Origin of the sequence: Lysinibacillus sphaericus, assembly GCF_001629735.1 — a bacterium.
Lineage (GTDB): Bacteria > Bacillota > Bacilli > Bacillales_A > Planococcaceae > Lysinibacillus > Lysinibacillus pinottii.
On record NZ_CP015224.1, the window covers coordinates 1,570,675 to 1,594,104 of the forward strand.

Below are 23,430 nucleotides of genomic sequence, written 5' to 3' on the forward strand. Positions count from 1 at the left end.
TGTAAAAATACATGTTGTCATTTCTCTTTTATTGGCATGGGCTTCTGTTTCTACATAGCCAATAAACAGCCTACGTATTGTAAAGCACATAGTGGGAAAAATTCGTTAGTCCAAGAGTCCTTTATTTCACTATGTCTAATATACATCTACGTGTTGAGAGGACAAATTCTATACAAATAGTTCAATTATGAACTATTAGAGGGAATAAAAGTTAGAACATAGCTGCTCTAACTCAAATTACCTAACACTTTTTGAAGTAGAGTAAAAGAAGTAGCTTTCTCCTCCTCACTAAATCCATGAAACATTTTGGTTGTCAGATGATCAAAGATTTCTTCAAAATATTTCTGGACCTCCAGTGCTTTTTTAGTTGCAACCACATACATGACTCGTTTGTCCTGGCTATGTCCCTCTTTTACAAGATAACCAGACTTGACTAAACGGAGAATCATTTCAGTAATCGTTGATTTTTGTTTTTGCATTGTATCACAAATACATTTTATTTGTATGCGTCCCCCATTTTTGTACACAACGTATAACAGCATGAAATGGCTTGGGGCTAAGTCCGTGTAGCCTAATCGTTTTAACTCTTGTTTTAATTCATCTTGTACTGCGGTAGAAATTATGGAGTTAAATAAAATTGCTTCATGTGCTTGTATCTCTGCCATTCATATCACCGCCTTTAGAATAGTTCAATTTTGAAGTTATTTCAACTTATATACTCATTTTTCCACAATGATTTTCGGTAGCCATTTAGTAGCTAGATGTAAGTTATGATTGATAATAGATGTAGAACACTTTAATGGTTATCTGACATCTAGCGTGGTGATTTCGCAGAAAAACCTATATAGGTACAAATTCATGGACGAATTGGATAGTGGTTCTATTAAACTTTTTTTGACGTGTTTATTGGTAGCGAATATGTAAAAAAAACCACCTACTATTTCAGATGTAAGTGGTTGTATGTCAATAAATTATAATTTAACTTTTACTACTGTACCATCCTGTGCTTTGACATCAACTAGCACGATGCCTTTATAATGCTTGAGCTCCTGGACAATGGGCTTGAGTGTTTTTTTGTCTAGTGGCGGCAAAGTAAAGTTCAGTTTTTTTCTTTCAAAGTATTCTTTTGTCCATTTGTTTATATTCCGCTGAAATAATGGTGAAGACAAAATGGAAATAACAATATTTAACATAGCATATGGGATTGGGATGGTAAGCCGAACATCCTTTGTTTTCACTTTGACATGTATCATCAGTCACTAGTCAATGAACACAGAAACGGAATCCCCGTTTGCCGATTTAATATCAACGATTTGGCCATCTAATTCGTTTTCGATGGCTTCCATTATAAGATTAATATCTAGATCTTTCACGTATTTTTCCGATTGAGGAATACTAGCTGCGATACTATGTCCAGCCATTAATACCACCTTGACCAGCTTGATAGGTAAATTGACTGTTACGTTATCATTTTCAGTTGAGACAATACGAACTTTTAAAGTTTTATCTAAATACTTAGCTGGTTTATCTAATAGCTTATTTCCTGCTTCATCTTTCTCTTGCAGTACTTGAATAAGTTCTGAACCTTTTTCTGCATCGATTTTTCCTTCCTGAACCATCGTTAACACTCGTGCAATTTCCTCTTTCATGATCATTTCCTCCTATTCCTCTTTTAAAAGCTTAATGGCTTCTTCCGCTGTGATTTCACCCTTTTCTAGCAGCGTAACAACATTTTTCTCGTCTACTTCATTTTTCTTCTTCTTCTCCACATGTCCGAGGGATGAAATAATATCTGTTAGCTTTCCTCGAACTGTTGGATATGAAATCCCAAGTTCTTTTTCAACATCTTTAATATTCCCTCTACAAGTTAAAAATACTTCCACAAAATGAAGCTGATCCTTTGATAAGGAGGCCAGTTTCGATAATTCAAACTCATTTTCGATTGTAGTGTGGCAATGAGAGCACTGCAACTTTGTAATTTTCAATGTTTGACTGCAAACAGGACAATTTGTGATTACTTGATAGGCCATAATGAAATTCCTTTCTTTAGGTTGATTTGATTATATAACAAAGAATTTAAAAAATAAATAATTAAGTTTAATTATTTATCCAAAAAAATTAAAAATATTAATATGCAGTTTGAAATAATTAATTTTTTACGAAACAACGTTAATATAAAGTGAAGAGACGATATAGAAATGGAGTATGTAGAGGCAATATGGGAAAACAAAAATTCGCCTTCGTTCATCGATTTCAATCCAAGATACTGAAATAGTAGTAGTAAAGTAGGTACTTAACCCAAATTTAAGTGCTTGCCACCGATAGAAGGTTAGAAAGTGACAAGAAAATTTCCCCATATCCAAGGGAAATATATCCCCCATGTACGGCGGATTTGGGCGTAATCCTTTAAATAGAGTGGTTTTCCCAGCGTATGAATTGGAAGGATTTCCACCATACAAGTATCCTCGCTAGGTATTATTGTTCAAATTGATTTTTGTATAAAAATAGCAGCATCCATACAAACTGATAAAAACATTTACTTCGTTAACCCCATAAGGAAAAAATGAAGGGAGTATTATTAGATGCCATTTGTCACCGTGTTTGGAGGAAAAACTTTTGAAGTTGAGGAAGGAAAAAAACTAGTGCTAGCACTTGAGGAAAATGGGATAGAAATTTATCATCAATGTGGCGGAAAAGCTAAATGTACCACTTGTAGAGTGGAGGTTTTAGCTGGTGAGTATAAAGATATTTCAAAAGTAGAAAAAACAGCCTTCGCTTTAAAAAATATAGATGAGAATTTATATGACGACTGCTTACGACTATCTTGTCAAATCCGTGTCATTAGTGATATTACTGTTCGCCCCATTCTAACTTCTGAAAATACAAAGGGCAATAGAGGACCAAGACCAGCAGAATAATCCTTAATGTTAAAGAAACGCGGAGACTAAACCCGCGTTTTTGTTCTTAATATTTATGTTTTAATAGTATTCCAAGGCTAATGATTGTATTTATATGATGGAAATTTTCTTAAAATACACTGCTTACTAATCCACCATCAATCCTTAATGCAGAGCCATTGATGGCAGATGACAGTGGACTACATAAAAACGTGACGAAATTAGCAATTTCCTCTGGGCGAATAAGTCGTTGTATAATAGAAGTTGGTCGATTCTCCTTCATAAAGCGCGCTTCAGCTTCTACCATTGTCAAACTTTCATGATATGGAGTCGTTCTATTAGCTGATTTCTACTGACTCCGAACCCCCACCCGAATGGGGATAGGTATTTTCTTGCGATTAAAAATCTGTTTTTATGAAGGAATTTGCTTATATCATCCAATAAGGTCCTTTTATATGATACTTTTATAGAGGAATTCCCCTAGTAAATATACGGGGTTAAAAAAATAGGAGTTCAATGATGATGATTGCAAGAGAAACATTAGAAAGAAATCAGATTTCCCTGTATGTATTCGTTTTATTGTTGGCAGGAGGTATAGGGTTATTCGCCCCTGAGATGGGCATCCATTTAGACATTACCATTTCATTTGTCATAGCTATTTTAATGTATAGCATGTTTTCACAAATTCCTTTTACTACATTAAAAGAATCCTTTTCTAACCGTCGTTTTTTGGGAGCTCTGCTAACGGTCAACTATATAGCGGTACCCATTGTTGTTTGGCTACTAACTTTGTTTTTTCCAAACCACCCGCCTTTATTACTTGGTGTCTATTTAGTATTACTGACACCTTGTATTGATTATGTCATTGTTTTTACAGCACTTGGTGGTGGTAATGAAAAAGCTATGCTGATTTCCACACCTATTCTTTTCATTACCCAAATGCTATTACTCCCCTTCTATTTGTGGTTATTTATTGGTCATGAAGCATCGGAAATAGTTGAAAAAGGTCCTTTCCTAGAGGCATTTTTAGAGCTGATCGTCATCCCATTAGTCATTGCTATTATTTTTCAACTACTAGCTAAAAAATCAATAATTGGTCAAAAAATTATTCATTTTTCTGCATGGCTACCTGTTCCGTTTATGGCGTTAACATTGTTTGTTGTTGTAGCTTCACAAATTGGAAAACTATCGTCGTCCATTGATTTGATTGTAAAGGTCATTCCAATTTATATTGCCTTTATGCTTATCATGCCATTTATTTCAAAACACATCGGCAAACGATTCAAACTTGATCTTGCATCTGGTCGAGCTTTAATTTTTAGTGGTTCAACACGCAATTCACTTGTCGTTCTGCCCTTGGCCTTATCTTTACCGGATTCAATTCATACAGTTGTGGTTGCTATTATCGTTACACAAACGATTGTCGAAATTATAGGAGAAATCATGTACATTCGTATTGTGCCTCATTTACTGTTACGCGAACAATAGGCTGATTTGTCATTCATGAAAAAATTTGGTACGATGAATATACAATTATGAGAGGACTGATGGATGAACAATGATGAACTAATCTATATTTTAAGTTGAAATCAATTACTTCAAACTACAAAATATAGGATTAGTCTGTCCATTTTTATTCATCAGTTTATACTTTATTTGTCATTTTCCTATGGCAAAAAGGTCCTTTATTATTACCTGTAACCGACTAATCCTTCCAATGAAATTGGGGGGATTTTTTTATTCTCTCATAGTTACATCAAAATTCAAAAAAGGAGTGTGGAAAATGAGCGATTTAGACACAATTGTTACACATGTAAATCTCCGTATAAGTCGTTAATATCCATCCTACTTATGCGGAGACATGAACACCAGATGGATATGCCGACTTTGTATATAAGAAAGAAAAACGTGTTGCTATACAAAGGAGGAATTATCATGTCAATGATACAAGTTCAAAATTTAACATTTTCCTATCCAGGTAGCTTTGATCCTATTTTTGAAGGTGTTAACTTTCAATTAGATACGGATTGGAAACTAGGATTTATCGGTAGAAATGGTCGAGGGAAGACAACATTCTTTCATTTATTATTAGGGCATTATGAGTATAGTGGGAAAATTAATGCTTCGGTAGACTTTACTTATTTCCCCTACCCTGTTGCTGATCGAAACAAATTTACGTATGAAATATTTGAGGAGATTTGCCCGCAGGCAGAGGATTGGGAGTATCTTCGCGAAATATCGTATCTACATGTAGATGCGGAGGTCATGTACCGACCCTTTAATACATTATCGAACGGAGAACAAACGAAGGTATTGCTTGCTGCCCTTTTCTTGACGGAGGGCCAATTTCTATTAATTGATGAGCCGACTAACCATCTAGATACAGATGCGCGAAAAATGGTTGCTAACTATTTGAAGAAGAAAAAAGGATTTATTTTGATTTCGCATGATAGAACGTTTTTAGATGGCTGTGTGGACCATATCCTATCCATTAATCGAGCAAATATTGACGTTCAAAGTGGTAACTATTCTTCATGGAAGTTAAATTTTGATAGACAGCAGGAGCACGAGGAAGCAACAAACCATCGTCTACAAAAGGATATAGAAAGATTAAAACATTCCTCGAAGCGTTCAGCAGGCTGGTCCAACCAAGTCGAGGCTTCCAAAAATGGGACGACGAATTCAGGTTCTAAGCTAGATAAAGGCTTTGTCGGACATAAGGCGGCTAAGATGATGAAGAGATCGAAGCACATTGAATCAAGACAACAAAAAGCGATTGATGAAAAATCAAAATTGCTAAAAAATGTAGAAAAGACGGAGTCATTAAAATTAGAGCCATTGACGTTTCAGTCAAAGCAACTAATGACGTTGACCGATGTATCTGTTCGATATGATGACCAAATGATTAATCAGCCATTAAGCTTTAAAGTTGAGCAAGGTGATCGTATTGTCCTTGATGGAAAAAATGGAAGCGGAAAAAGTAGTATTTTAAAACTCATTCTTGGAAACGACATACAGCATACGGGCAACATTCATGTAGGCTCGGGTCTCATAATATCCTATGTTCAACAGGATACTTCCCATTTGAAGGGATCGTTATCGGATTTTATTGAAGATAACGGCATTGATGAAACATTGTTTAAATCCATCCTTCGTAAAATGGATTTTGATCGAATCCAATTTGAGAAGGATATTGCTCATTATTCAGGTGGACAAAAGAAAAAACTACTTATTGCCAAAAGTTTATGTGAGAAAGCACATTTATATATTTGGGATGAACCACTTAATTTTATAGATATCTATTCCCGTCTGCAAATTGAAGAGCTCATCCAAAGCTTTAATCCTACAATGGTGTTTGTAGAGCATGACCAGGCATTTCAGCAAACCGTGGCAACCAAAATTATTTCTATGTAGCTAAGTAGGAAACTATAAAAACTGAACGTTTGTAAATTAATAGCTCTCTAAGCGTATCTCCCTAATAAAAAGACAAAATCCCAAGGAAAAGATGATACATATTTTTCCTTGGGATTCTCTATAGCCTTATACTTATTATATTTGCACCAGCTGCAAAGCCTTCTTAACATCGTGAATATCTTTTGTTAAAACACTCTTCACATTCGATCCAAACCATTCCAGTGAGGCATTTATCTCCATGGTTGAATCTACTTCCGCTAGGAATTCTCCATAATCAATGACTCCTTCAAATAATGGAACCATCCCTTCTCTAGACCCTGATGCAGCATAAACATTATGTGGTGCAAAAACATCAAGTTGTGTACGGGAGGCAATATTTTTAAAGTGGAAATGTAAAATATAAGGACGAAGTTGCTCCATAGCGATAATAGGGTTTATCCCTGATTCCCATACATGTAATACGTCAAAATTTACTCGTAGCCTTGGGTGATTCGTTTCTTCGAGTAGCTGCATGGTTGATGGTAAATTATCTGTCAAAGTGTTCGGATGAGTTTCAACAAGTAAATATTGTCCCTTTGACTCAAGATAATCACAGAGCAATTCTAGTCTGAAAGTAAGTTCCTCTCTTTCTTTCTTACTTGTGTCTGAGCTGCCCTTCTTTCCGACAAATGTACGAATCTTATTGGTTCCCCAGCGTTCCGCAAGTGCAGATAACCTCTCCGTTTCAGCCATCATCTCAGAAATAGGAGCATCTAATGGTAAATAATCACTAAGCATGCTCGTTTCCAAACCGAAAGATCTTAACCAATCCGCTCCATAATGAAGGTCATCAGCCAAATTCTTTGCATGAACACCCCAGAGCTCGATCCCTTGAAAGCCTTGAGCTTTGGCAAAGTCAGCCAATTGATCTATTGAGTGAAGATAGTGGCGAAACGAAATTGTACAAATAGATAGTTTCATAACTGGACCTCTTTCTTATGCTGTAGTGTTAACCATGCTTGAAAACATTCATGTAATCCTTGCTTTATGTTGAACTCAAGGAGATTTTGTTTTGCTAACTTCGCAAAAATATCTTCTGTTACTAGCGGGTCTTGCGTCATCGCAAGTTTCATCACCCGATACTGAATCGTAGTATAGCCATTCACTAAACGCTCAATATCATCACACCATTTATCAAAGCCTTCTTCAGCGCGGCCAAGTGCTTCCCAAAAAAATGCAAACGCATGCTCATATGCATACTTTCTAATCGCTATAACTGGCAATTGTTTTATTGCAGCTGGAAGTTTTGATATACTTTCTTTGTCATTCCCAGCAGTATGCTCTTTAATAATTTCAGCAATGGTATCTGTCAATGGATTACAATGAAGCTTGATACATGTATTAAAATAGGATTCCACCGTCTCGGTAGTTGGAGCAATGATTGTCTCCGAATCAAAGTAATAGCCTCCTCCTACAGATGGCTCTTGGATAGCAGCTAAAATTCTTTCCTTTGGTAATAACCCTTCCCAGCGAAAATCAGGATCATACATGAACCACTCTTCTTCATTTTCTGTCGATTCTAGCATCACATAGTGAGGGAATGGACTTTGATGAAATTTATTCTCTCGTTCTGGAAGCTTCGATAAATCTAACATTACCATTACATGTTGCTGGGGAGATTTATGCGCTAATAACCCTAGTAGCTTGTTGATATTTTCTTGTTTGGTTTGTTTTTCGTCATACCATTTGTAAAGCTTGATGCCATAGAGCATTTCATACCATGTTTGAAAGAAATAATGATCTATTTGTTCAGAATGGTATGTGAGCACACCATTATCAAGCACATCGAAATCTGCATCCCATACCCCAAAATAGTAAGGCCTATGATCGACACCCTTTGTTTTCTTAATAACCTCACAAACACAGCTTACAAAACAATGAACTTTTATCATTTTTAGCCTCCGATTAATCTATCTTTTGCTGTTCTTCTAAGAAGCTTGCTAGTGTCCCTACTGTTTTGAAATCTTTCGGAACGAGCCCCTCATCGGGAATGGAAATGCCAAGATCCAATTCTATATGAAGGATGAGTTGAAGAACCATAATTGAATCCATATATAAATCCTCATTTAATCGGGCATCTTCATTAAAAGAAGACAGTGTCTGCAACTCTAATGAATTTTCCATAATATCATAGATGCTCTTAATCAATTGTTGCCGACTCATACAGGGATGCCTCCAAGTTTTTTTCTACTTACTTTTCCATTAGGTAGCTTTTCGATTTCATGAACAAATATGAACTCAATCGGAATTTGATGGGGGGCAAGAAGTTTCCGGCACCATTCTCTAAGTTCTATAGTATCGATTGGTTCAGAAGACACATAGAGTGCACAAACTCGCTCTCCTGATAAATTATCCTGTTTCTTATATACGACGGCTTCCGTTATTCTTGGCTCATCCATTAACACGCTTTCTACTTCTTGCGGATACACATTCAAGCCTGCTACATTAATTGTGTCATCGATTCTTGCAAGAAAAGAAAGAATATTATGTTCTATATAGCCAAGGTCTTTCGTATAAATCGTTTGTGTAGACGTTTCAATGATAATCTCGCTAGGTCTTTGTTTGTCACCAGCTGTCACCTTTACATGAGGTAGAGGATATCCCATCTCTTTTGGATCTTCCACATGAGGGTGAATCGCAACACAGCCAGATTCGGAGCATCCATACTGCTGTAGTACTTGGTTAGATTTTTCTCTTAATGATGTTAACCAGCTATGGGGCATCACAGTTCCTGACGTCATCACACGATCAAATTGTTGATCAATCGGTAATAATCGGCTTAATGTATACAGTAACGCTGGAGCTCCATAGAGTATGTGCTGAGGATGTTCTTTTAGCTTTTTCAATATATATTTAGGATTACTATTCGTAATAATAACCGGCTTTGCTCCTCTTCTTATGCAGGCTAGAACCCCACAAATAAATCCATAAGAATGAGTAACTGGACAAGCAACAACAGAATTTGTCATGGCATCAACAGGTAACTCTTTTACATAACTTTCAATCTCCTCCTCCACTGAGCTCCACGTTCGTTCAATGCACTTCGGAGCTCCTGTTGTACCTGAGCTCATTTGAACCAATACCCCTTCTTGGTTATTGGAATGATTGGATAGTTCAATAAACGTATCAATCGATTGGAACAACAACAGATGACTACCCGCTGTAGAAGCAATCCTTATGGCCCCCTCTTTGGGCGTAGCCGGATGGATTGGGACAACTGATCCTCCATTTTCACGAATGTATAAACAAAGAGTCATATATTGAAAAACATCATCCGTACAAATCGCTATCCTGCGATTGCTACACTCCTTTAGATGAGATAAGCCTTCATATATATCAAATTGTTGTTCAATATTTTCTACTGTATAAAATTGATCGTTAACATAAAACATCATTATTTCCCCTTTTCATCTGCTTGTGCCAACGTATTGTTGACGATATGTCGAAAATTTCCTTCTTCTTGATTTTGCAGTTTCTTTTTTAGTAAAGATTCAACATAAATATGTGTGCTAGTAAACTGAAGCTGTTCATTTCTTGGGCATAAAGATGGAAAGCGGTAAAAGTGCTTCTGTATTCCGTTGTTAACTTGACTCCAAAAGCGTGTTTCTTCGTATCCATAATGCTCTTCTAGCAAATAAGATAGCTCACTTAAATGAAACACGAAGAGTGTATCCATAGCTAACTCTCGTAAACCCTCTACAGAAGACATCCAATAATATTGATCGGCAGGTGCATCTTTAAAGCGTTCATGTATCATTTCAAAATCTGGAACGAGTTTTCTATCGGCAATGAATTCTTCCGTATATTCGATACTGTCATGAAAATCCCGCCATACAATTCGTGTCGGCCACCCATTTTGATGCAATAAAATCATATTTTGCGCATGGGCCTCTACAGCAATTCCGTGAGCAACAAGTAAGTGCCAAACAGGAATAACACTCACTTCAATCAATCGTTTTATCCACGCCTCGGTTCCATATCGGCATAGCCAGTCATCAATAAAAGGACGCCCATCTAACTCCGTCATCATGAGTACCGTAAACGGTACTGCTTTCTCTTCTTCCTTCATGTACAAGCGCACACTTTCTCGCCATATGGTGCCAAACTGACCTTCTAATTTTCTACTATGCATTGTGGCATCCGGTTCAAAAATAATGCCTGCATATTCTTCCAGTACAATAACGCTCTTTTGTAAGTAGGCATCGGATTCAATGACCTGTTTAAGCCATGCAGAAATATGAGGAGCAGCACAAACAGCATGAGAATGTAACCTTCGTAATGAAGAGGTATTCACCATATTCATGGAGCATTTTAATTGTGCCTTTTTGGGATCTGAAGAATTCCATAATGTTCGCACTGATTGAGTTGCCCTATAGTAATCTCCTTTCACATCAAGAGGTATGAAATCTTTTTGTTCTATTAATTCAGCAAGTTCCTGTTTCATGGTACGCCATTGCCATGGGTGAACAGGTAAGAACGTATAGTCCTCAAATGTTCCTTTGAATACTGCAAGCTTGTCAAGAATGGTTTCCCACAGTAAATGCCCTAGCTCTCTTTTCCAAAAATTCGCTTCATCCTCAAGTACAGCGATTCGTACATAGCTTCTTCTCACTGCAACCCATTGAAGAGTAAATGCTTGCTTTCCCTCAGGGCCATAGGCTGCATGGTCGTCAATTGTAAAGCCGGTTCTGGATTTGAAACAAGGATGATAGGGATGTCCTTCCATAATTTCCGATTCTAATTCTTCATAGATTGATTTTCTTCTCGACATGGGCATTTGGAGATGTCGTTCATTCCATTCACAAAGCTTATTCGTTCCATGAAGTTCTTTCAGTAATCGAATTTTGTCTTGACGACTCGTCAGTAACTCATCGACTAGCTCCTCAAGTGTTGCCTCATGTACCGTTTCATCTTCGCTTACTAAAAAAATATGATCTTCCTTTATTCGAATGCGATCAAATGCCATCCTTCTACCTTCACAACGATAGGTGTATTTCTGTCCAATAAGTGTAAAAATTATAGTCCTTTGATCTAGACGTGTTTCTTCATATTTGATTAGTCCTTCAAAGATCATTGCTTCTACAAGCTGCCGCCTTACACGGAGTTCTCCTTGTTTAGCTAAAGGCTGTAGCTGCTGCATACTCTGCCTCCTCAAACTGAATAACAAATGGATTAGGAATTTTAGTATATACGGCTTGTTCCAGTTCGGCCTCCAGTTCATCTACATCATGAAACCTTGTTAATAGGTTTGCTTTGAAGGCAAGCTCCTCTTGTTTTAGAATGTTACGAACGAATATTTTTCCAAAACCTGTAAATTCTTTTTCTAATAAGTGCAGTTGATCCATAGACCACTTCAAAAGTTCATTTTCATTAATTAACTGATCTGCTCCAAATCGAGCAATAACAGGGAACAATTGATTCATAAATAAATAATAGGTAAATCTATCATGGATAAGGGCATCTTCGTAAAATAGCTCCTCCGTTTCATGTAAAGATGGTTCTATTGAAAGAAGTACATCTTTATATGCTTTTGATAAGTAATAACCTTGGTTATCGCGGTAATAATATTTAGTTGGATAACCTGAAGAGATGTTTAACAGACTATTTTGTTGATGGGCTTCAAGAGCGATCCCATGCTCATCGTATAATCTTAATAATGGTTCAATAGCATTTGTCCAATAGACTTTAAACCAATCTAAACTGACGCTCTCTAATGACCGGAATTCAGATTGAGCGATTTTCATGATGAGCTGACATAGCTTTGATTTTTCTTCTAGCAGGGGCTCTTGCACAAGCGTAGCGATCATGCAGATTCCTTCATCATGCCCCTTAGGAAATATGTTTGAACGAAAAATAACCTCAAATCCTGATTCCGTCTGATTTGGAAACTTTATAGTCATATACGCAGGGTCATTCATCATTTGAAAGGATGAATGCTTTTGTAAGAAATCTATCTTCTTCATTAATCGAGCCATAGCAATCCCCGCTTTGAGTTCATGAGTTCTATTGACCCTCAATGAATTTGTTATTTTTACGGGAATTGAAAACTTATACATCATTTCTTCCTGGGCGTTGTAAACCGTTCTGATTGAAGAGGTTGCTGTATAATATGCCCCTAGTGCTCCTTCGTATTTTATTAAATCTTCAGCAATCGCCTTTTTGACATACTGTTGCTGTAGAAGCCATTGTGCTTGTAAGGGGTGTACAGGAATGTAACAGACATTCTCTGACTTAACAAATTCAGGCTGTGATTTGATTAAAGATCGAGCAATGTGTTCACTAGCACTTATTTCTAATACGGAGGCCTCGTTCACCATTTTACGGTCGACTCGAAAGTAGTGAAGTTGGAAAGAACCTTGTAACTCTGGAGCAAAACTGGTTTGTTGCCAATCTGCCATCCCTTGTCTACTTTTAGGTGTTGGATGGAGCCAATGACCAAGTAGGAGAGACTGCTCTGCTTCAATAAACGTATCGCTAGCTCGGTGTTGCTTGTCACCTTCAAAACTCTTTTCAATATAATGGGCCATTGTTTGATAGCTCTCAATTATGCGAAGAATGAGTTCGTCAAAATGGGAAGAAAGCTTCAGACAGCCATCCATTTTAGTCGTACAATGTAGTTCCTGAATAAGCGTGATGAGAATCGTTAATTTATCCTCAACAAGCCATTGTTTTTGTTTTGTACAATATTTCAACGATGCACCAAATACCTGTCTTCCAACAAGAGATTTATATTCCACGCCAAATGCAAAACGTATGTTTTGTCTTGGTAACTCAAGCTCTAATATATATGCCTCGGTAATCAGGGCTGATAGTCGTTGTTCCTTAATCCATTCCTCCTTTTTGACCCAATGCCCGCTTCTCACCTCTCGTATATAACAATTCATAAACGCCTGAAACGTTGCATTCTTTGCAATCTGTTTAGCAATCTGCTGCATGAAATAAACCAATCCTTTCACAGAACCTTTTTACTATTAATTGATAATGATTATCACTCACTGTTGAAAAAATAAGTCTCACTTATTAGAAAGACTGAGAAGTAAAAGTAAATCGAAACAAATGAGGTGTTGTTAACAATTGATAATGATTATCGTTTTCATTAATAATTACATTTTATAGGTAATATGGAAATGACTCAACTGTCTAAAGACCTATATGACAATACAAACCATTGAAATAGGTAAAAGTATAGAAAAAGTTGGCGTTTTCCGCATCACATATTAGAGATTTTTAATATTTAATGGATTAAAAAGCTTAAATATTACAAGAAAACAAGAATAGTTGTTTAATGAAACAAAGGTTCTTATGGTTTGAAAGACGTGCCATTTCACAAACGATGTACCTGTAGAAAAATAAGTATAGAAAAATAGCAAAAACGTTGATACCGCAACATTTCTGCTATTTAAAAATTTATATTAATATTTTTGTCATAATTACATCTATTTGTTCTTCCTCACCCATATAAAAGCTGTGTGCCCCGGTCTGCACAAAGCCTATATTCTTATAAAAGCCTATGGCATTGTCATTTTTATCCCAAACTCCTAACCAGATGCTGCTTTTGTTTTGAGCTTCAGCTAATTCGACTGCCTTGTTGATGAGATATTTGCCAAGACCTCTTCCTTGAAATGGCTGTCGAATATAAATACGTTCAATTTCAAGTGTCTCATCCCCCATTGGTTCAGACTGAGCATCATTGACATTCACCTTTAAGTAACCAGCAATGACATCATTGTTATAGATAAAATAAAATTCTGAAGCTTTATTAGATAATTCTTTTTCCAGCTGATACTCTGTAAATGCTTTCTCCAAGTAAGCGGTCATATTTTCAGGTGAATTATGATCTTTAAAGGTATCATTGAATGTTTCGATACTCACCTCTTGGAGTTTTTTTAAATCACCTATGCTACATTTTGATAATTTGATTGACATTGATTACACTCCTTCAGAACTCTTTATGTATTTTATATTGCAAATGCAATAAAAAGAATATATATTGAATGTAACTTATTTTTGTTGTATATGCAATAAAGAGTGGAGGGAGGTAATAAAAGTGAAATATGTTTTTTATGTCTTAGGCATTTTCATTTTAACACTGGGCATTTCTTTAACTATTCAATCTAATCTAGGCACTTCCCCCTTCGATGCCCTTTTAGTGGGATTGTCTAAAAATATAGGGCTGACTGTAGGTAGCTGGGAAATTATTATAGCTATTATTTTAATAGTTGGTAATTCTATGTTAACCAAGCAAAGGCCCGAATTCTTGGGCTTGATGACAGCCTTTATTACGGGAATTGGAATTGATATGTGGTTATTTGTGTTACACAATTGGATAACGCCTGTAGCTTGGTATAGTCAAGTTGTTAGTTTTGGTGTAGGTTTAATGGTGATTGGGTTAGGGACTGCCACCTATTTACATACGAATTTTGCACCGATACCTGTTGATCGATTAACCTTAATAATTAAAGAGCTCACGAAAAGGAGCATCTTTTTTGCAAGAACTACTATTTATCTCCTGTTTTTAGCGCTGGCGTTACTATGGAAAGGCCCAATTGGCTTTGGAACAATCATAACGGTTTGTTTGGGAGGGCTCATCCTCCATTTCTTTATGCCTATTACTGGCAGAATACTAGATAACCTCCTACAGCACTCTAATACCACTCTAAATGATCAAAATGAAGAGATTGAAAGCTAGTATAAACCCAAATATTCTGTTTCTTGCTTAGAATGGGGTGATGTCATTTCCCCCTTTCTTCTATAAAGATAAAAATCCTGCTACGAACAGGATTTTTAAATGAAGTCTATCATGTAACATTATTTTCTTGAAAAAACTTTTTCTTCTCCTCTTCTGTAAATTCTTCTAGGTTTTGATAGGTATAGCGTGGATTACGATCCTTATCAATCACAACAGATCGTACACCTTCATAGAAATCCTTATGTCTTAAAAAGTTTCTTGCCAACATGAAATCTGTATTCAAACATTCCTCTACTGTTTTTTCACGAGCGTCAATAAGCTGCTGTAACGTAATTTTTAAAGAGGAAGGTGATTTCGACAAAAGCAAGTTCTTCGTGTCACGGGCAAATTCGCTTGGGTCATGGTTTAAGGATTGTATGATTTCCTCGACTGAATTTCTTGAAAAATGATGGTTTATTACTGTTTGAAGCTTCTCAAGTTCACTGTTCGTGGATGGATTACTAGAATATTTCTTAATTAGTTGGTGTAAGGTTGCGTTTATATTGTTAGAATGCCAATCTGTCTGTATAACGCTTTGAAGGAAATCAAATAGCTTATCGCTCGTCATATAATGATCTGCTCCGTTCGCAAAAAGGACATCTGCTGCTTTAATAATGGACGCAGTTAATGCCAGATAGTAACCAATAAATCCTGGCGCTTTGTTTAAGAAATAGCCCGCGCCAACGTCTGGAAAAAAGCCAATATCCATTTCCGGCATCGCCCATTTTGTACGCTCTGTAACGATTCGGTGGCTTGCTCCATAGGTTAATCCGACTCCACCACCCATGACTATGCCATCAAGGCAAGCAATAATTGGTTTAGAATAATGATAGATTTCCAAATCCACTTCATACTCTACTTCAAAAAAGTTTTCAGCTACTTTAAATGCTTCTTGACTGGATTGTGCTTGATAAAGTGTTTTAATGTCACCTCCAGCGCAAAACCCCTTCTCCCCTGCCCCTTGTAGTACAATAAGACAGATTTGATCATTCGCTTCCCATTCTTTTAATTTTTCTCTAATGAGGTTAAGCATGTTAGTGGAAAGAGAATTTAAAGCTTTAGGACGATTCAACGTAATGAAGGCTGATCCTCCATCTTCCACCGAAAATAAAACTTCGTTTGCCATGTTGGCCCCCTCCTTTAACAGTGTTTAAAGTGTGGCTGTCTTTTTTCAATAAATGCCTGCACACCTTCTTTGGCATCATTTGTTAAAAATAACTCAGCAAAACTCGTTCGTTCAAGTTCAAGTCCTTTTTGTAGGTTATCCTTCGTGCTTTGAATCACACATTCAATTGTACGAGAGACACATGTCATACTTTTACCCGCAACAAAGGACTGTGCAACAGCTTTAGCTGTCGTCAAAAGTTCCTCAGGTTCTGTTACGAGTTGAATAATACCTAGCTGTAATGCCTCGTCTGCACTCAGTTGTTTACTTGTTAAAATTAATTGGAGCGCTGTTGCTTGATTCGTCATTCTGCTAAGTCGTTGAGTCCCCCCGAATGTTGGGAGTAGCCCAAGCTTTAATTCAGGTAAGCCGAGAATGGCTTGATTCGAAGCAATTCGGAAATGACATCCTAACGCTAGTTCAAGCCCTCCTCCAAGAGCCGGTCCATTAATGGCAGCAATAACTGGTTTTTTCATGGCTTCTACTTCATCGCATAGCGTTTGCCCTGCTTGAGCCATTTGCAATGCTTTTTCCTGTTGGCCAAAGGCTGAAACAAACTCCTTTATATCAGCCCCAGCGACAAAAAATCGGCCAGTGCCTGTAATAATAATGGCACTTGTGTCTTCATCCTCTGCTAGCTCTTGGAAAATGAGACGTAGGTTTTCAATAGTGGCTGATGACAAAGTGTTTGCAGGTGGATGATTTAAATGAATAATTGAAATAGAATCCTCTTTACTAACGTTGACAAATGTATCGATCATGCTGCTCCTCCTAACTAATCATTTTTGGGTTGTCAATGAATGTTCTCGCAAGTGCCCGTTTTTTCATAAAGAGATTTTGCTGTAGCGGAATATTTAATTGTCGAATGTTATTTAGCAAGCTTACTCGTTTTTGTTCATTGCTTTCAGCGGCCGTAATGATAGTAATCGCACTTTCTTCTATTTTGCGGTAACCCTCCTGGCATAATATGTCAGTCATTAATTGTTTTGTTTGGACATGTGCAGTTTTTTTCGACCTGAGCCAGGCTGATTCCATGACATACGTTTCCATGGCCATATCCGCCAACAAACGCATAAATTCTTGCTCCTGTTCGAGTTGAATTTGTGTATTTGCAATGACATGAATAGCTAGTTGCATTAAATGCTTGGAGAGAAGGATGTAATGGTGATTTTTTTCTAATGGTTGAGCGTGAATAAAATCACCCTCTATTGCAGTTGTTTGTACATATTTTTTCCACAGCATTTTAGCCATTGTAAGGCGATTGATTTCATTTGTACCCTCGAAAATACGGTTAATTCTTGCGTCTCGATACAAACGTTCCACTTCATAATCTTGCATATAGCCATATCCACCATGTATTTGAACAGCTTCATCAGCTATTCTTCCAAGTGCTTCGGAACAATGTACTTTATGAAGTGCGCATTCCAGAGCAAATTCAGATATTTTCTGAACTATCGTTTCATTGCTTGCTGATGCAATAGCCTCATCAACTTTCCCAGCCGTTCGGTATGCACCGCTTTCTGCTCCATAAATCAGAACGGCCATGTCAGCAAGCTTTTCCTGTATCAATGTAAAGTCAACGATAGGTCGTTCAAATTGTTTCCGTCCCTTCCCATAATTCACGGCTATTTGAAATGCTTGTTTGGCCGTTCCTATATTAGAAAAGGCAAGCTTTAGACGTGCCATATTCAAAATGTTCATAGCGACTATATGTCCTTTGCCAACCTCTCCAAGAACACAATTGATTGGCACAATAACATCCTCTAAAATGAGCGTGGCCGTTGAAGAGCCTTTAATGCCCATCTTCTCTTCTTCCTGACCCACGGATACCCCTTTAATGGAACGTTCGACAATCAACGCAGTCATCCCCCTATTCGTCTGGGCAAATACAACGAAGACGTCTGCTAGCTGAGCATTGGTAATCCATTGCTTTTCTCCATTTACTAGCCATGCTTTCCCGTCTTCTGTTAATCTAGCATTCGTTTTGGGGCGCAGTGCATCAGAACCCGCTTCGGACTCTGTAAGGGCGTAAGCTCCAATCCATTCTCCAGAAGCCAACTTTGGTAAGTATTTCAGCTTTTGCTCCTCATTTCCAAAATAGATATAGGGTAATGTGCCCACCCCTGCATGAATATTGTAGGAGACACTAAAAGAACCCCCAAAACCCATTTTTTCTGCTACCAGACCAGAAATTTTTTTATTGAGCTCAAGTCCTCCATAAGCTTCGGGTATTTCAATGGCCAGTAATCCAAGATCACCTGCTTTTTGGAACAATTGTCGGGTGATCTCATATTGTTGCTGTTCAATGGATGAGATATTCGGTGAGACATCCTGTTTAATGAAGAGCTCAGCAGTTTTTGCAATGAGCTCTTCTTCATCGTGGAAATCCTCAGGTGTAAAGATCGTCATGTTGTTTTTTAGTCGATCCATATAAGCCCTCCTTGAAAGAAAGTGGAGAAAAGCCATTTACCTCTCCTACTTTATTTCCTCCTTCGGTAAGATGGTTTTTGCTAATTCACTATCTAAATCCTCGAATTTATAATAGGAAATCGTTTCATACAATTCGCTTCTTGTTTGCATATCCTCAATTGCTTCTTGTTGTGTTCCAGTATTTTTTATTAATTCAAATACGCGCTCGTATGCTTTTGCTGCAACTCTCATAGATGTAACGGGATAAATGACCATCGAGTAGCCCATCTTTTCAAATTCCTTAGCCGTATAATAAGGAGTTTGACCGAATTCAGTCATATTGGCTAATAAGGGGGCATCTAACTCATTGGCAAATTGTTTAAACTCTTTTTCAGTTTGTAATGCCTCTGGAAAAATAACATCTGCCCCAGCAGTAACATATGCTTTGGCTCTTAGTATAGCCTGCTCTAAGCCTTCAACAGACCTTGCATCCGTGCGAGCAACAATCATTAATGTAGGGGCTATTTGTTTAATCATTTTTATTTTTTGAATCATTTCCTCCTTTGGAACAAGAGTTTTGCCATTTAAATGTCCACACTTTTTAGGAAGATTTTGGTCCTCTAGCTGTACGGCAGCAACCCCTGCCTCTAGCATTTCACGAGCAGTACGGGCAACATTTAATACGCCACCAAAGCCCGTATCAATGTCCACTAGCATCGGTAAATTTGTAGCCCGAATAATATCACTAGCACGCTGGGCTATCTCATTTGAATAAATCATCCCTAAGTCTGGTAAACCTCTACTCGCTGTATAAGCGGCACCAGAAAGATATAATGCCTCAAAGCCAACTTTTTTAGCCATCAAACCAGCCATTGCATCATGTACCCCTGGTATTTGCAAAATAGCTGAACGAGCGATAAGAGCTTTAAATTGTTCAGCTAATTGTTTTTGTGTCTTTGCTTCTTGGACAATCCATGCCATTTTTAAATACCTCCTCTTTATTGTGTTCGGAATCCATCTAAATTAAATAAATAGATTAATAAATTCATGAACAGCAATTTGTTCAAGCAGCTCTTTATTTACACAAACATCGTTTATTTTATTGAGTTGTTTTTGAGCATAATGCGTACGAAGGTTTTGCTGGAATTTATCAATAATCTGAGGGAATGCTTCCTCACGGCGGAAACGATGTCCTAAAGGATATTCACACTCAATTAGCTCAGTTGATGTACCATCTTTGTAATAAACTTGAACAGCGTTCGCAATGGATCGTTTATCAGGGTCTAAATAGTCGATTGTATATTGGCCTTTTTCCACAACAACCATTTTATTACGCAAGTCATCGATTCGTGGATCTGCCGCCACCTCATCTTCATAGTGATTTGCGGTAATGTCACCATAAATAAGACCAATCGCTGTAATATATTGAAGGCAGTGATCTCGATCTGCAGGATTGTGAAGAGGCCCTTCTTTATCGATAATTCGCATGGCTGATTCATGTGTTGTAATTTCTATGCGGTCAATATCAGCTAGGCGATTTTTTACTTCAGCATGCAAATGAACGGCACATTCTGCAGCCGTTTGAGCATGAAACTCTGCAGGATATGAAACTTTAAAGAGGACATTTTCCATAACATAAGATGCAAGTGGTCTCGCAAGCTTTAATTCTTGCTTATGAAAGAGCACATCTTGGAATCCCCAGCCTGGTGCAGATAATGCAGTTGCATAGCCCATTTCCCCTTTCACAGCCATCATTGCTAGTTGTACGGCCCTGCTTGTAGCATCGCCAGCAGCCCATGATTTTCTTGATCCCGTATTAGGAGCATGTCGATAGGTTCTTAAACTTGAATTATCAATCCAAGCATTTGATAAAGCATTGACAATCTCTTGATGAGTGCCCCCTAAAGCCTTTGTAACAACAGCTGTTGTCGCTATTTTGACAAATAAAACGTGATCTAAGCCAACACGATTTAAGCTATTTTCGAGTGCAAGTATTCCTTGTATTTCATGGGCTTGAATCATCATTTCTAAAACATCTTTCATTTGGAGAGGCTCTTGCCCTTCTGCAACACGTACACGACTCAAATAATCAGCTACAGCTAAAATACCACCAAGATTATCAGAAGGATGCCCCCATTCTGCCGCCAACCATGTATCGTTATAATCCAACCAACGGATCATACAACCGATATTAAAGGCACCTTTAACTGGATCAAGGACATAGGATGTTCCTGGAATACGAGTACCATTTGGAACGACTGTACCGGGTACTACAGGACCTAGAAGTTTTGTACATTCAGGATATTGTAAAGCTAAAATGCCACAACCTAACGTATCCAATAAAACATATCGAGCCGTTTCGTAAGCTTCTTCGCTCGTAATCTTTGTGTTTAATACGTAATCCGCAATATCAATAAGAAGCTGGTCTGTCATCGTTTTTTCATTCGTTTTAATCATCTATATCTTCCTTTCAAGGTATGAATTTGATATACTAGTATGCTGATGGGCATTGGTCAGAATGTCCATCAGCTCTATGGCGAGTTGTTAAAACTTGATTATACCGACAATTCTTCAAGGTTATGACGCTCGCCTATATAATGAACACGAGGTCTAAATAATCGATTATTGTCATGTTGTTCGATCACATGTGCACATAAACCGATCGTTCGAGAGCCAAAGAAAATAGGCGTATATAATTCAATTGGTAAGCCCAGCATGTAGTACACGGGCGCAGCATAATAATCTAAATTTGGATACAAGCCTTTTTCCTCCACCATCACTTTTTCACCGGCTTCGCACATGTGATATAAGCAGTCATCCCCTTGCTCCAAGCATAGTTTATACAAAGCTTCTTTCATGATCTGCGCTCTTGGGTCCATTTTTTTCATATAGACACGATGGCCAAAGCCCATTATTTTATCTTTATTTTTGAGCTTGTTTTTCAGCATCGCTTCAAAGCCCTCCACAGTCTTAGCTTCAAGCAGCATATACATGACTGCCTCGTTCGCCCCACCATGCAAATTTCCTTTCAATGATGCGACAGCACCAGTTAGAGCACCATACAGATCGGATTGTGTGGAGGCAATAACACGAGCAGCAAAGGTCGAATTCGGCATTTCATGTTCACTATATAAAACAAGTGATTGGTCAAAAATTCCCTCTTCTAATGGTGTTGGTTTTCTTCCAGTAATCATGTAATAAAAATTAGCACTATAAGAAAGCTGACTATCCGGTTCTACAACATCTTGACCATTTAATACACGGTAGCTATTCGCAACGATGTTGGGCATTCCACCTAAAAGTCGATATGCTCGTGTTACATTCATTTCAGTCGAACGATCATGGATGTGCTGATCATACCCTGCTAACGCTGAAATTCCAGTTCGAAGGCCGTCCATCGCATGTGTCCCATTTGGTAATAAGTTGAAAATTTGAAAAAGCTCTTGTGGAACGTGATAGTTTTCTTTCAATTTATCCTGTACGTCAGCTTGTTGCTCAGTAGTTGGTAGGTTTCCGTGCAATAATAAATGGACAATATCTAAATAGGCGTATCGCTGAGATAGTTCAATCAAATCATAGCCACGTATAACAATTTGACTGCCTACTACGTCTAAGAAAGACAGTTTTGTTTCCGCAGCAATAACTCCATCAAGACCTGGTGAATACGTTAACTCCATAGATTACAACCCCTTTGTTTAATCATTCTTGTAAGCGTTACCATTCAAACTCGAAAGAACAACAAAAAAACAACTTCTATCCTTTAGAAGTTGTTAATCTACAAAAGTATGACAGAACAAAAAACAGTGAACTTACATCCATTCACAATCATCATACAGTAGCTAACACCTCCCTATCCTCGTAGGTCAATTGATGCTTATTTAGTGGCAGGTCTCCTGACTTATCATCAACATTCCTATAACACCTTCCCGTCTTGAAGAACAAAACAGTGGTCTCGTTATGGAACTCCTACATACAGTTGCGGGACAGTGTTGGACTCACACCAACTTCCCTTTTAATCAAATGGAATCAAACCCATTTGAACCACCAAAATTTAGCATATTCAATTTGTCTTTTTACCTTAACATAGAGGTTTCCAAACAATCAATATAGGTAAAATTCAGAAAAGACTGATTATAAAAAGCTATTTTTCATTTTTGACGAACTATTCTGCATATTTAAGCATTATTTCGCTCAAAAAAAGATTGTTAATCAATCCCAATGGAGCTATATTTATGAAGCCTGCTTTAAAAAAGCGATTTGTTTTGCATTACGATGAAACGAGGAGTGACGGGATGGGCTATATAACTGAATTAAGAAAGCTTATCGGTAATAGACCAATTATAAGCGTTGGTTCGACAGTTCTTGTTGTTAATGATGATAAGAAAATACTCTTTCAACATCGTTCAGATACGTTGGATTGGGGATTACCTGGCGGTTCAATGGAAATAAACGAAACATTAGAGCAGGTTGCTGCTCGTGAACTTTATGAGGAAACTGGTCTCGTGGCTAAAGAGTTTGAGTTTATCGGTGTTTTTTCAGGACCTGATTATTACTACTGTTATCCGAATGGCGATGAAATCTATACAGTCATTCACCTTTATAGAGCTAAACATGTAAGGGGTGTATTGGAAATGAAGGATGGTGAGAGCTTAAGCCTCACTTATTTCAGTAAGGAAGAACTTCCGAATAATATGGAACAGAGGACGGTCGCTCTCTTAAACAACCTAGAGGGCAAAATATGGGGGTTCGAAAGCTCCTTTACGAAGCTTTCCAAATAA

At 37.5% G+C, this 23,430-nt stretch carries 22 protein-coding genes, 1 pseudogene and 1 riboswitch; of the genes and pseudogenes, 5 read left to right on the forward strand and 18 right to left on the reverse strand.

Annotated features, from left to right (window positions below; genetic code table 11):
• Positions 1-227: 227 nt before the first annotated feature.
• The 4 genes from A2J09_RS07640 to A2J09_RS07655 form a co-directional block, all read right to left on the reverse strand.
• A complete protein-coding gene (locus A2J09_RS07640; RefSeq protein ID WP_012294563.1) occupies positions 228-665 on the reverse strand; it encodes a MarR family winged helix-turn-helix transcriptional regulator in 438 nt (145 codons plus the stop codon).
• A 306-nt stretch (positions 666-971) separates the two neighbouring features.
• The gene (locus A2J09_RS07645; protein WP_031415983.1) at positions 972-1,253 is read right to left on the reverse strand and encodes a hypothetical protein; all 282 of its coding nucleotides are present in this window, start codon (positions 1,251-1,253) and stop codon (positions 972-974) included.
• Between the two features lie 6 nt (positions 1,254-1,259).
• On the reverse strand, positions 1,260-1,649 hold the full coding sequence (locus A2J09_RS07650; RefSeq protein WP_031415984.1) for an SHOCT-like domain-containing protein: 390 nt from the start codon (positions 1,647-1,649) through the stop codon (positions 1,260-1,262).
• Between the two features lie 12 nt (positions 1,650-1,661).
• A complete protein-coding gene (locus tag A2J09_RS07655; protein ID WP_031415985.1) occupies positions 1,662-2,030 on the reverse strand; it encodes a DUF2089 domain-containing protein in 369 nt (122 codons plus the stop codon).
• Positions 2,031-2,582: 552 nt separating this feature from the next.
• Between A2J09_RS07655 and A2J09_RS07660 the strand changes: the two genes are divergently transcribed.
• Positions 2,583-2,918: a 2Fe-2S iron-sulfur cluster-binding protein gene (locus A2J09_RS07660; RefSeq protein ID WP_031415986.1), complete on the forward strand. Its 336-nt coding sequence runs from the start codon at positions 2,583-2,585 to the stop codon at positions 2,916-2,918.
• A 109-nt stretch (positions 2,919-3,027) separates the two neighbouring features.
• On the opposite strand, the pseudogene A2J09_RS07665 reads toward A2J09_RS07660, so the two are convergent.
• A pseudogene (locus A2J09_RS07665) lies at positions 3,028-3,216 on the reverse strand (SDR family oxidoreductase); the annotation flags it as partial.
• Between the two features lie 203 nt (positions 3,217-3,419).
• On the opposite strand from A2J09_RS07665, the gene A2J09_RS07670 reads away from it, so the two are divergent.
• Positions 3,420-4,385: an arsenic resistance protein gene (locus A2J09_RS07670; RefSeq protein WP_036162758.1), complete on the forward strand. Its 966-nt coding sequence runs from the start codon at positions 3,420-3,422 to the stop codon at positions 4,383-4,385.
• 447 nt (positions 4,386-4,832) lie between these two features.
• On the forward strand, positions 4,833-6,311 hold the full coding sequence (locus A2J09_RS07675) for an Lsa family ABC-F type ribosomal protection protein (protein WP_036161732.1): 1,479 nt from the start codon (positions 4,833-4,835) through the stop codon (positions 6,309-6,311).
• A 135-nt stretch (positions 6,312-6,446) separates the two neighbouring features.
• On the opposite strand, the gene A2J09_RS07680 is transcribed toward A2J09_RS07675, so the two are convergent.
• The 7 genes from A2J09_RS07680 to A2J09_RS07710 form a co-directional block, all read right to left on the reverse strand.
• Positions 6,447-7,271 carry a sugar phosphate isomerase/epimerase family protein gene (locus A2J09_RS07680; protein ID WP_031415994.1) on the reverse strand — a complete coding sequence of 275 codons (825 nt, stop codon included), beginning with the start codon at positions 7,269-7,271 and terminating at the stop codon, positions 6,447-6,449.
• Complete coding sequence (locus A2J09_RS07685; RefSeq protein WP_012294572.1) at positions 7,268-8,242, reverse strand: DUF6005 family protein; 975 nt, start codon at positions 8,240-8,242, stop codon at positions 7,268-7,270. Before A2J09_RS07685 ends, A2J09_RS07680 begins: the two co-directional genes overlap by 4 nt.
• 13 nt (positions 8,243-8,255) lie before the next feature.
• Entirely contained in the window at positions 8,256-8,513 is a 258-nt protein-coding gene (gene asbD, locus A2J09_RS07690; RefSeq protein ID WP_031415996.1) for a petrobactin biosynthesis protein AsbD, read from the reverse strand.
• A complete protein-coding gene (locus A2J09_RS07695; protein WP_036161736.1) occupies positions 8,510-9,742 on the reverse strand; it encodes an AMP-binding protein in 1,233 nt (410 codons plus the stop codon). The genes asbD and A2J09_RS07695 overlap by 4 nt, the downstream gene beginning before the upstream one ends.
• 2 nt (positions 9,743-9,744) lie before the next feature.
• Positions 9,745-11,490, reverse strand: coding sequence for an IucA/IucC family protein (locus tag A2J09_RS07700; RefSeq protein WP_036161739.1), 1,746 nt, complete (start codon positions 11,488-11,490; stop codon positions 9,745-9,747).
• Positions 11,465-13,285 (reverse strand): IucA/IucC family protein, encoded by a 1,821-nt coding sequence (locus tag A2J09_RS07705; RefSeq protein WP_012294576.1) that lies wholly within the window; start codon positions 13,283-13,285, stop codon positions 11,465-11,467. Before A2J09_RS07705 ends, A2J09_RS07700 begins: the two co-directional genes overlap by 26 nt.
• A gap of 472 nt (positions 13,286-13,757) precedes the next feature.
• A complete protein-coding gene (locus A2J09_RS07710) occupies positions 13,758-14,276 on the reverse strand; it encodes a spermidine/spermine N(1)-acetyltransferase (protein WP_012294577.1) in 519 nt (172 codons plus the stop codon).
• Between the two features lie 121 nt (positions 14,277-14,397).
• On the opposite strand from A2J09_RS07710, the gene A2J09_RS07715 reads away from it, so the two are divergent.
• Positions 14,398-15,039 (forward strand): YczE/YyaS/YitT family protein, encoded by a 642-nt coding sequence (locus A2J09_RS07715; protein ID WP_012294578.1) that lies wholly within the window; start codon positions 14,398-14,400, stop codon positions 15,037-15,039.
• A 109-nt stretch (positions 15,040-15,148) separates the two neighbouring features.
• Here A2J09_RS07715 and A2J09_RS07720 read toward each other — a convergent pair whose 3' ends face one another.
• From A2J09_RS07720 to mmgD, 6 genes are all read right to left on the reverse strand, one after another.
• Positions 15,149-16,204, reverse strand: coding sequence for an enoyl-CoA hydratase/isomerase family protein (locus A2J09_RS07720; protein ID WP_012294579.1), 1,056 nt, complete (start codon positions 16,202-16,204; stop codon positions 15,149-15,151).
• A 14-nt stretch (positions 16,205-16,218) separates the two neighbouring features.
• Positions 16,219-17,004, reverse strand: a complete 786-nt coding sequence (locus A2J09_RS07725; RefSeq protein WP_012294580.1) for an enoyl-CoA hydratase-related protein — start codon at positions 17,002-17,004, stop codon at positions 16,219-16,221.
• 10 nt (positions 17,005-17,014) lie between these two features.
• The gene (locus A2J09_RS07730; protein WP_012294581.1) at positions 17,015-18,673 is read right to left on the reverse strand and encodes an acyl-CoA dehydrogenase FadE; all 1,659 of its coding nucleotides are present in this window, start codon (positions 18,671-18,673) and stop codon (positions 17,015-17,017) included.
• 45 nt (positions 18,674-18,718) lie between these two features.
• Positions 18,719-19,633: a methylisocitrate lyase gene (gene prpB / locus A2J09_RS07735; protein WP_012294582.1), complete on the reverse strand. Its 915-nt coding sequence runs from the start codon at positions 19,631-19,633 to the stop codon at positions 18,719-18,721.
• A 42-nt stretch (positions 19,634-19,675) separates the two neighbouring features.
• The gene (locus A2J09_RS07740; RefSeq protein ID WP_012294583.1) at positions 19,676-21,109 is read right to left on the reverse strand and encodes a bifunctional 2-methylcitrate dehydratase/aconitate hydratase; all 1,434 of its coding nucleotides are present in this window, start codon (positions 21,107-21,109) and stop codon (positions 19,676-19,678) included.
• A gap of 98 nt (positions 21,110-21,207) precedes the next feature.
• The gene (mmgD, locus tag A2J09_RS07745; protein ID WP_012294584.1) at positions 21,208-22,329 is read right to left on the reverse strand and encodes a citrate synthase; all 1,122 of its coding nucleotides are present in this window, start codon (positions 22,327-22,329) and stop codon (positions 21,208-21,210) included.
• Between the two features lie 188 nt (positions 22,330-22,517).
• Positions 22,518-22,713: riboswitch (cobalamin riboswitch) on the reverse strand.
• A 231-nt stretch (positions 22,714-22,944) separates the two neighbouring features.
• On the opposite strand from mmgD, the gene A2J09_RS07750 reads away from it, so the two are divergent.
• Complete coding sequence (locus tag A2J09_RS07750; RefSeq protein ID WP_031416007.1) at positions 22,945-23,430, forward strand: NUDIX hydrolase; 486 nt, start codon at positions 22,945-22,947, stop codon at positions 23,428-23,430.

Bases quoted from the DNA above. Each gene is read 5' to 3' on its own strand.
- A2J09_RS07640 (WP_012294563.1), bottom strand. From the start codon at position 665: ATGGCAGAGATACAAGCACATGAAGCAATTTTATTTAACTCCATAATT.
- A2J09_RS07645 (WP_031415983.1), bottom strand. From the start codon at position 1,253: ATGATACATGTCAAAGTGAAAACAAAGGATGTTCGGCTTACCATCCCA.
- A2J09_RS07650 (WP_031415984.1), bottom strand. From the start codon at position 1,649: ATGAAAGAGGAAATTGCACGAGTGTTAACGATGGTTCAGGAAGGAAAA.
- A2J09_RS07655 (WP_031415985.1), bottom strand. From the start codon at position 2,030: ATGGCCTATCAAGTAATCACAAATTGTCCTGTTTGCAGTCAAACATTG.
- A2J09_RS07660 (WP_031415986.1), top strand. From the start codon at position 2,583: ATGCCATTTGTCACCGTGTTTGGAGGAAAAACTTTTGAAGTTGAGGAA.
- A2J09_RS07670 (WP_036162758.1), top strand. From the start codon at position 3,420: ATGATTGCAAGAGAAACATTAGAAAGAAATCAGATTTCCCTGTATGTA.
- A2J09_RS07675 (WP_036161732.1), top strand. From the start codon at position 4,833: ATGTCAATGATACAAGTTCAAAATTTAACATTTTCCTATCCAGGTAGC.
- A2J09_RS07680 (WP_031415994.1), bottom strand. From the start codon at position 7,271: ATGAAACTATCTATTTGTACAATTTCGTTTCGCCACTATCTTCACTCA.
- A2J09_RS07685 (WP_012294572.1), bottom strand. From the start codon at position 8,242: ATGATAAAAGTTCATTGTTTTGTAAGCTGTGTTTGTGAGGTTATTAAG.
- asbD (WP_031415996.1), bottom strand. From the start codon at position 8,513: ATGAGTCGGCAACAATTGATTAAGAGCATCTATGATATTATGGAAAAT.
- A2J09_RS07695 (WP_036161736.1), bottom strand. From the start codon at position 9,742: ATGTTTTATGTTAACGATCAATTTTATACAGTAGAAAATATTGAACAA.
- A2J09_RS07700 (WP_036161739.1), bottom strand. From the start codon at position 11,490: ATGCAGCAGCTACAGCCTTTAGCTAAACAAGGAGAACTCCGTGTAAGG.
- A2J09_RS07705 (WP_012294576.1), bottom strand. From the start codon at position 13,285: ATGCAGCAGATTGCTAAACAGATTGCAAAGAATGCAACGTTTCAGGCG.
- A2J09_RS07710 (WP_012294577.1), bottom strand. From the start codon at position 14,276: ATGTCAATCAAATTATCAAAATGTAGCATAGGTGATTTAAAAAAACTC.
- A2J09_RS07720 (WP_012294579.1), bottom strand. From the start codon at position 16,204: ATGGCAAACGAAGTTTTATTTTCGGTGGAAGATGGAGGATCAGCCTTC.
- A2J09_RS07725 (WP_012294580.1), bottom strand. From the start codon at position 17,004: ATGATCGATACATTTGTCAACGTTAGTAAAGAGGATTCTATTTCAATT.
- A2J09_RS07730 (WP_012294581.1), bottom strand. From the start codon at position 18,673: ATGGATCGACTAAAAAACAACATGACGATCTTTACACCTGAGGATTTC.
- prpB (WP_012294582.1), bottom strand. From the start codon at position 19,633: ATGGCATGGATTGTCCAAGAAGCAAAGACACAAAAACAATTAGCTGAA.
- A2J09_RS07740 (WP_012294583.1), bottom strand. From the start codon at position 21,109: ATGATTAAAACGAATGAAAAAACGATGACAGACCAGCTTCTTATTGAT.
- mmgD (WP_012294584.1), bottom strand. From the start codon at position 22,329: ATGGAGTTAACGTATTCACCAGGTCTTGATGGAGTTATTGCTGCGGAA.
- A2J09_RS07750 (WP_031416007.1), top strand. From the start codon at position 22,945: ATGGGCTATATAACTGAATTAAGAAAGCTTATCGGTAATAGACCAATT.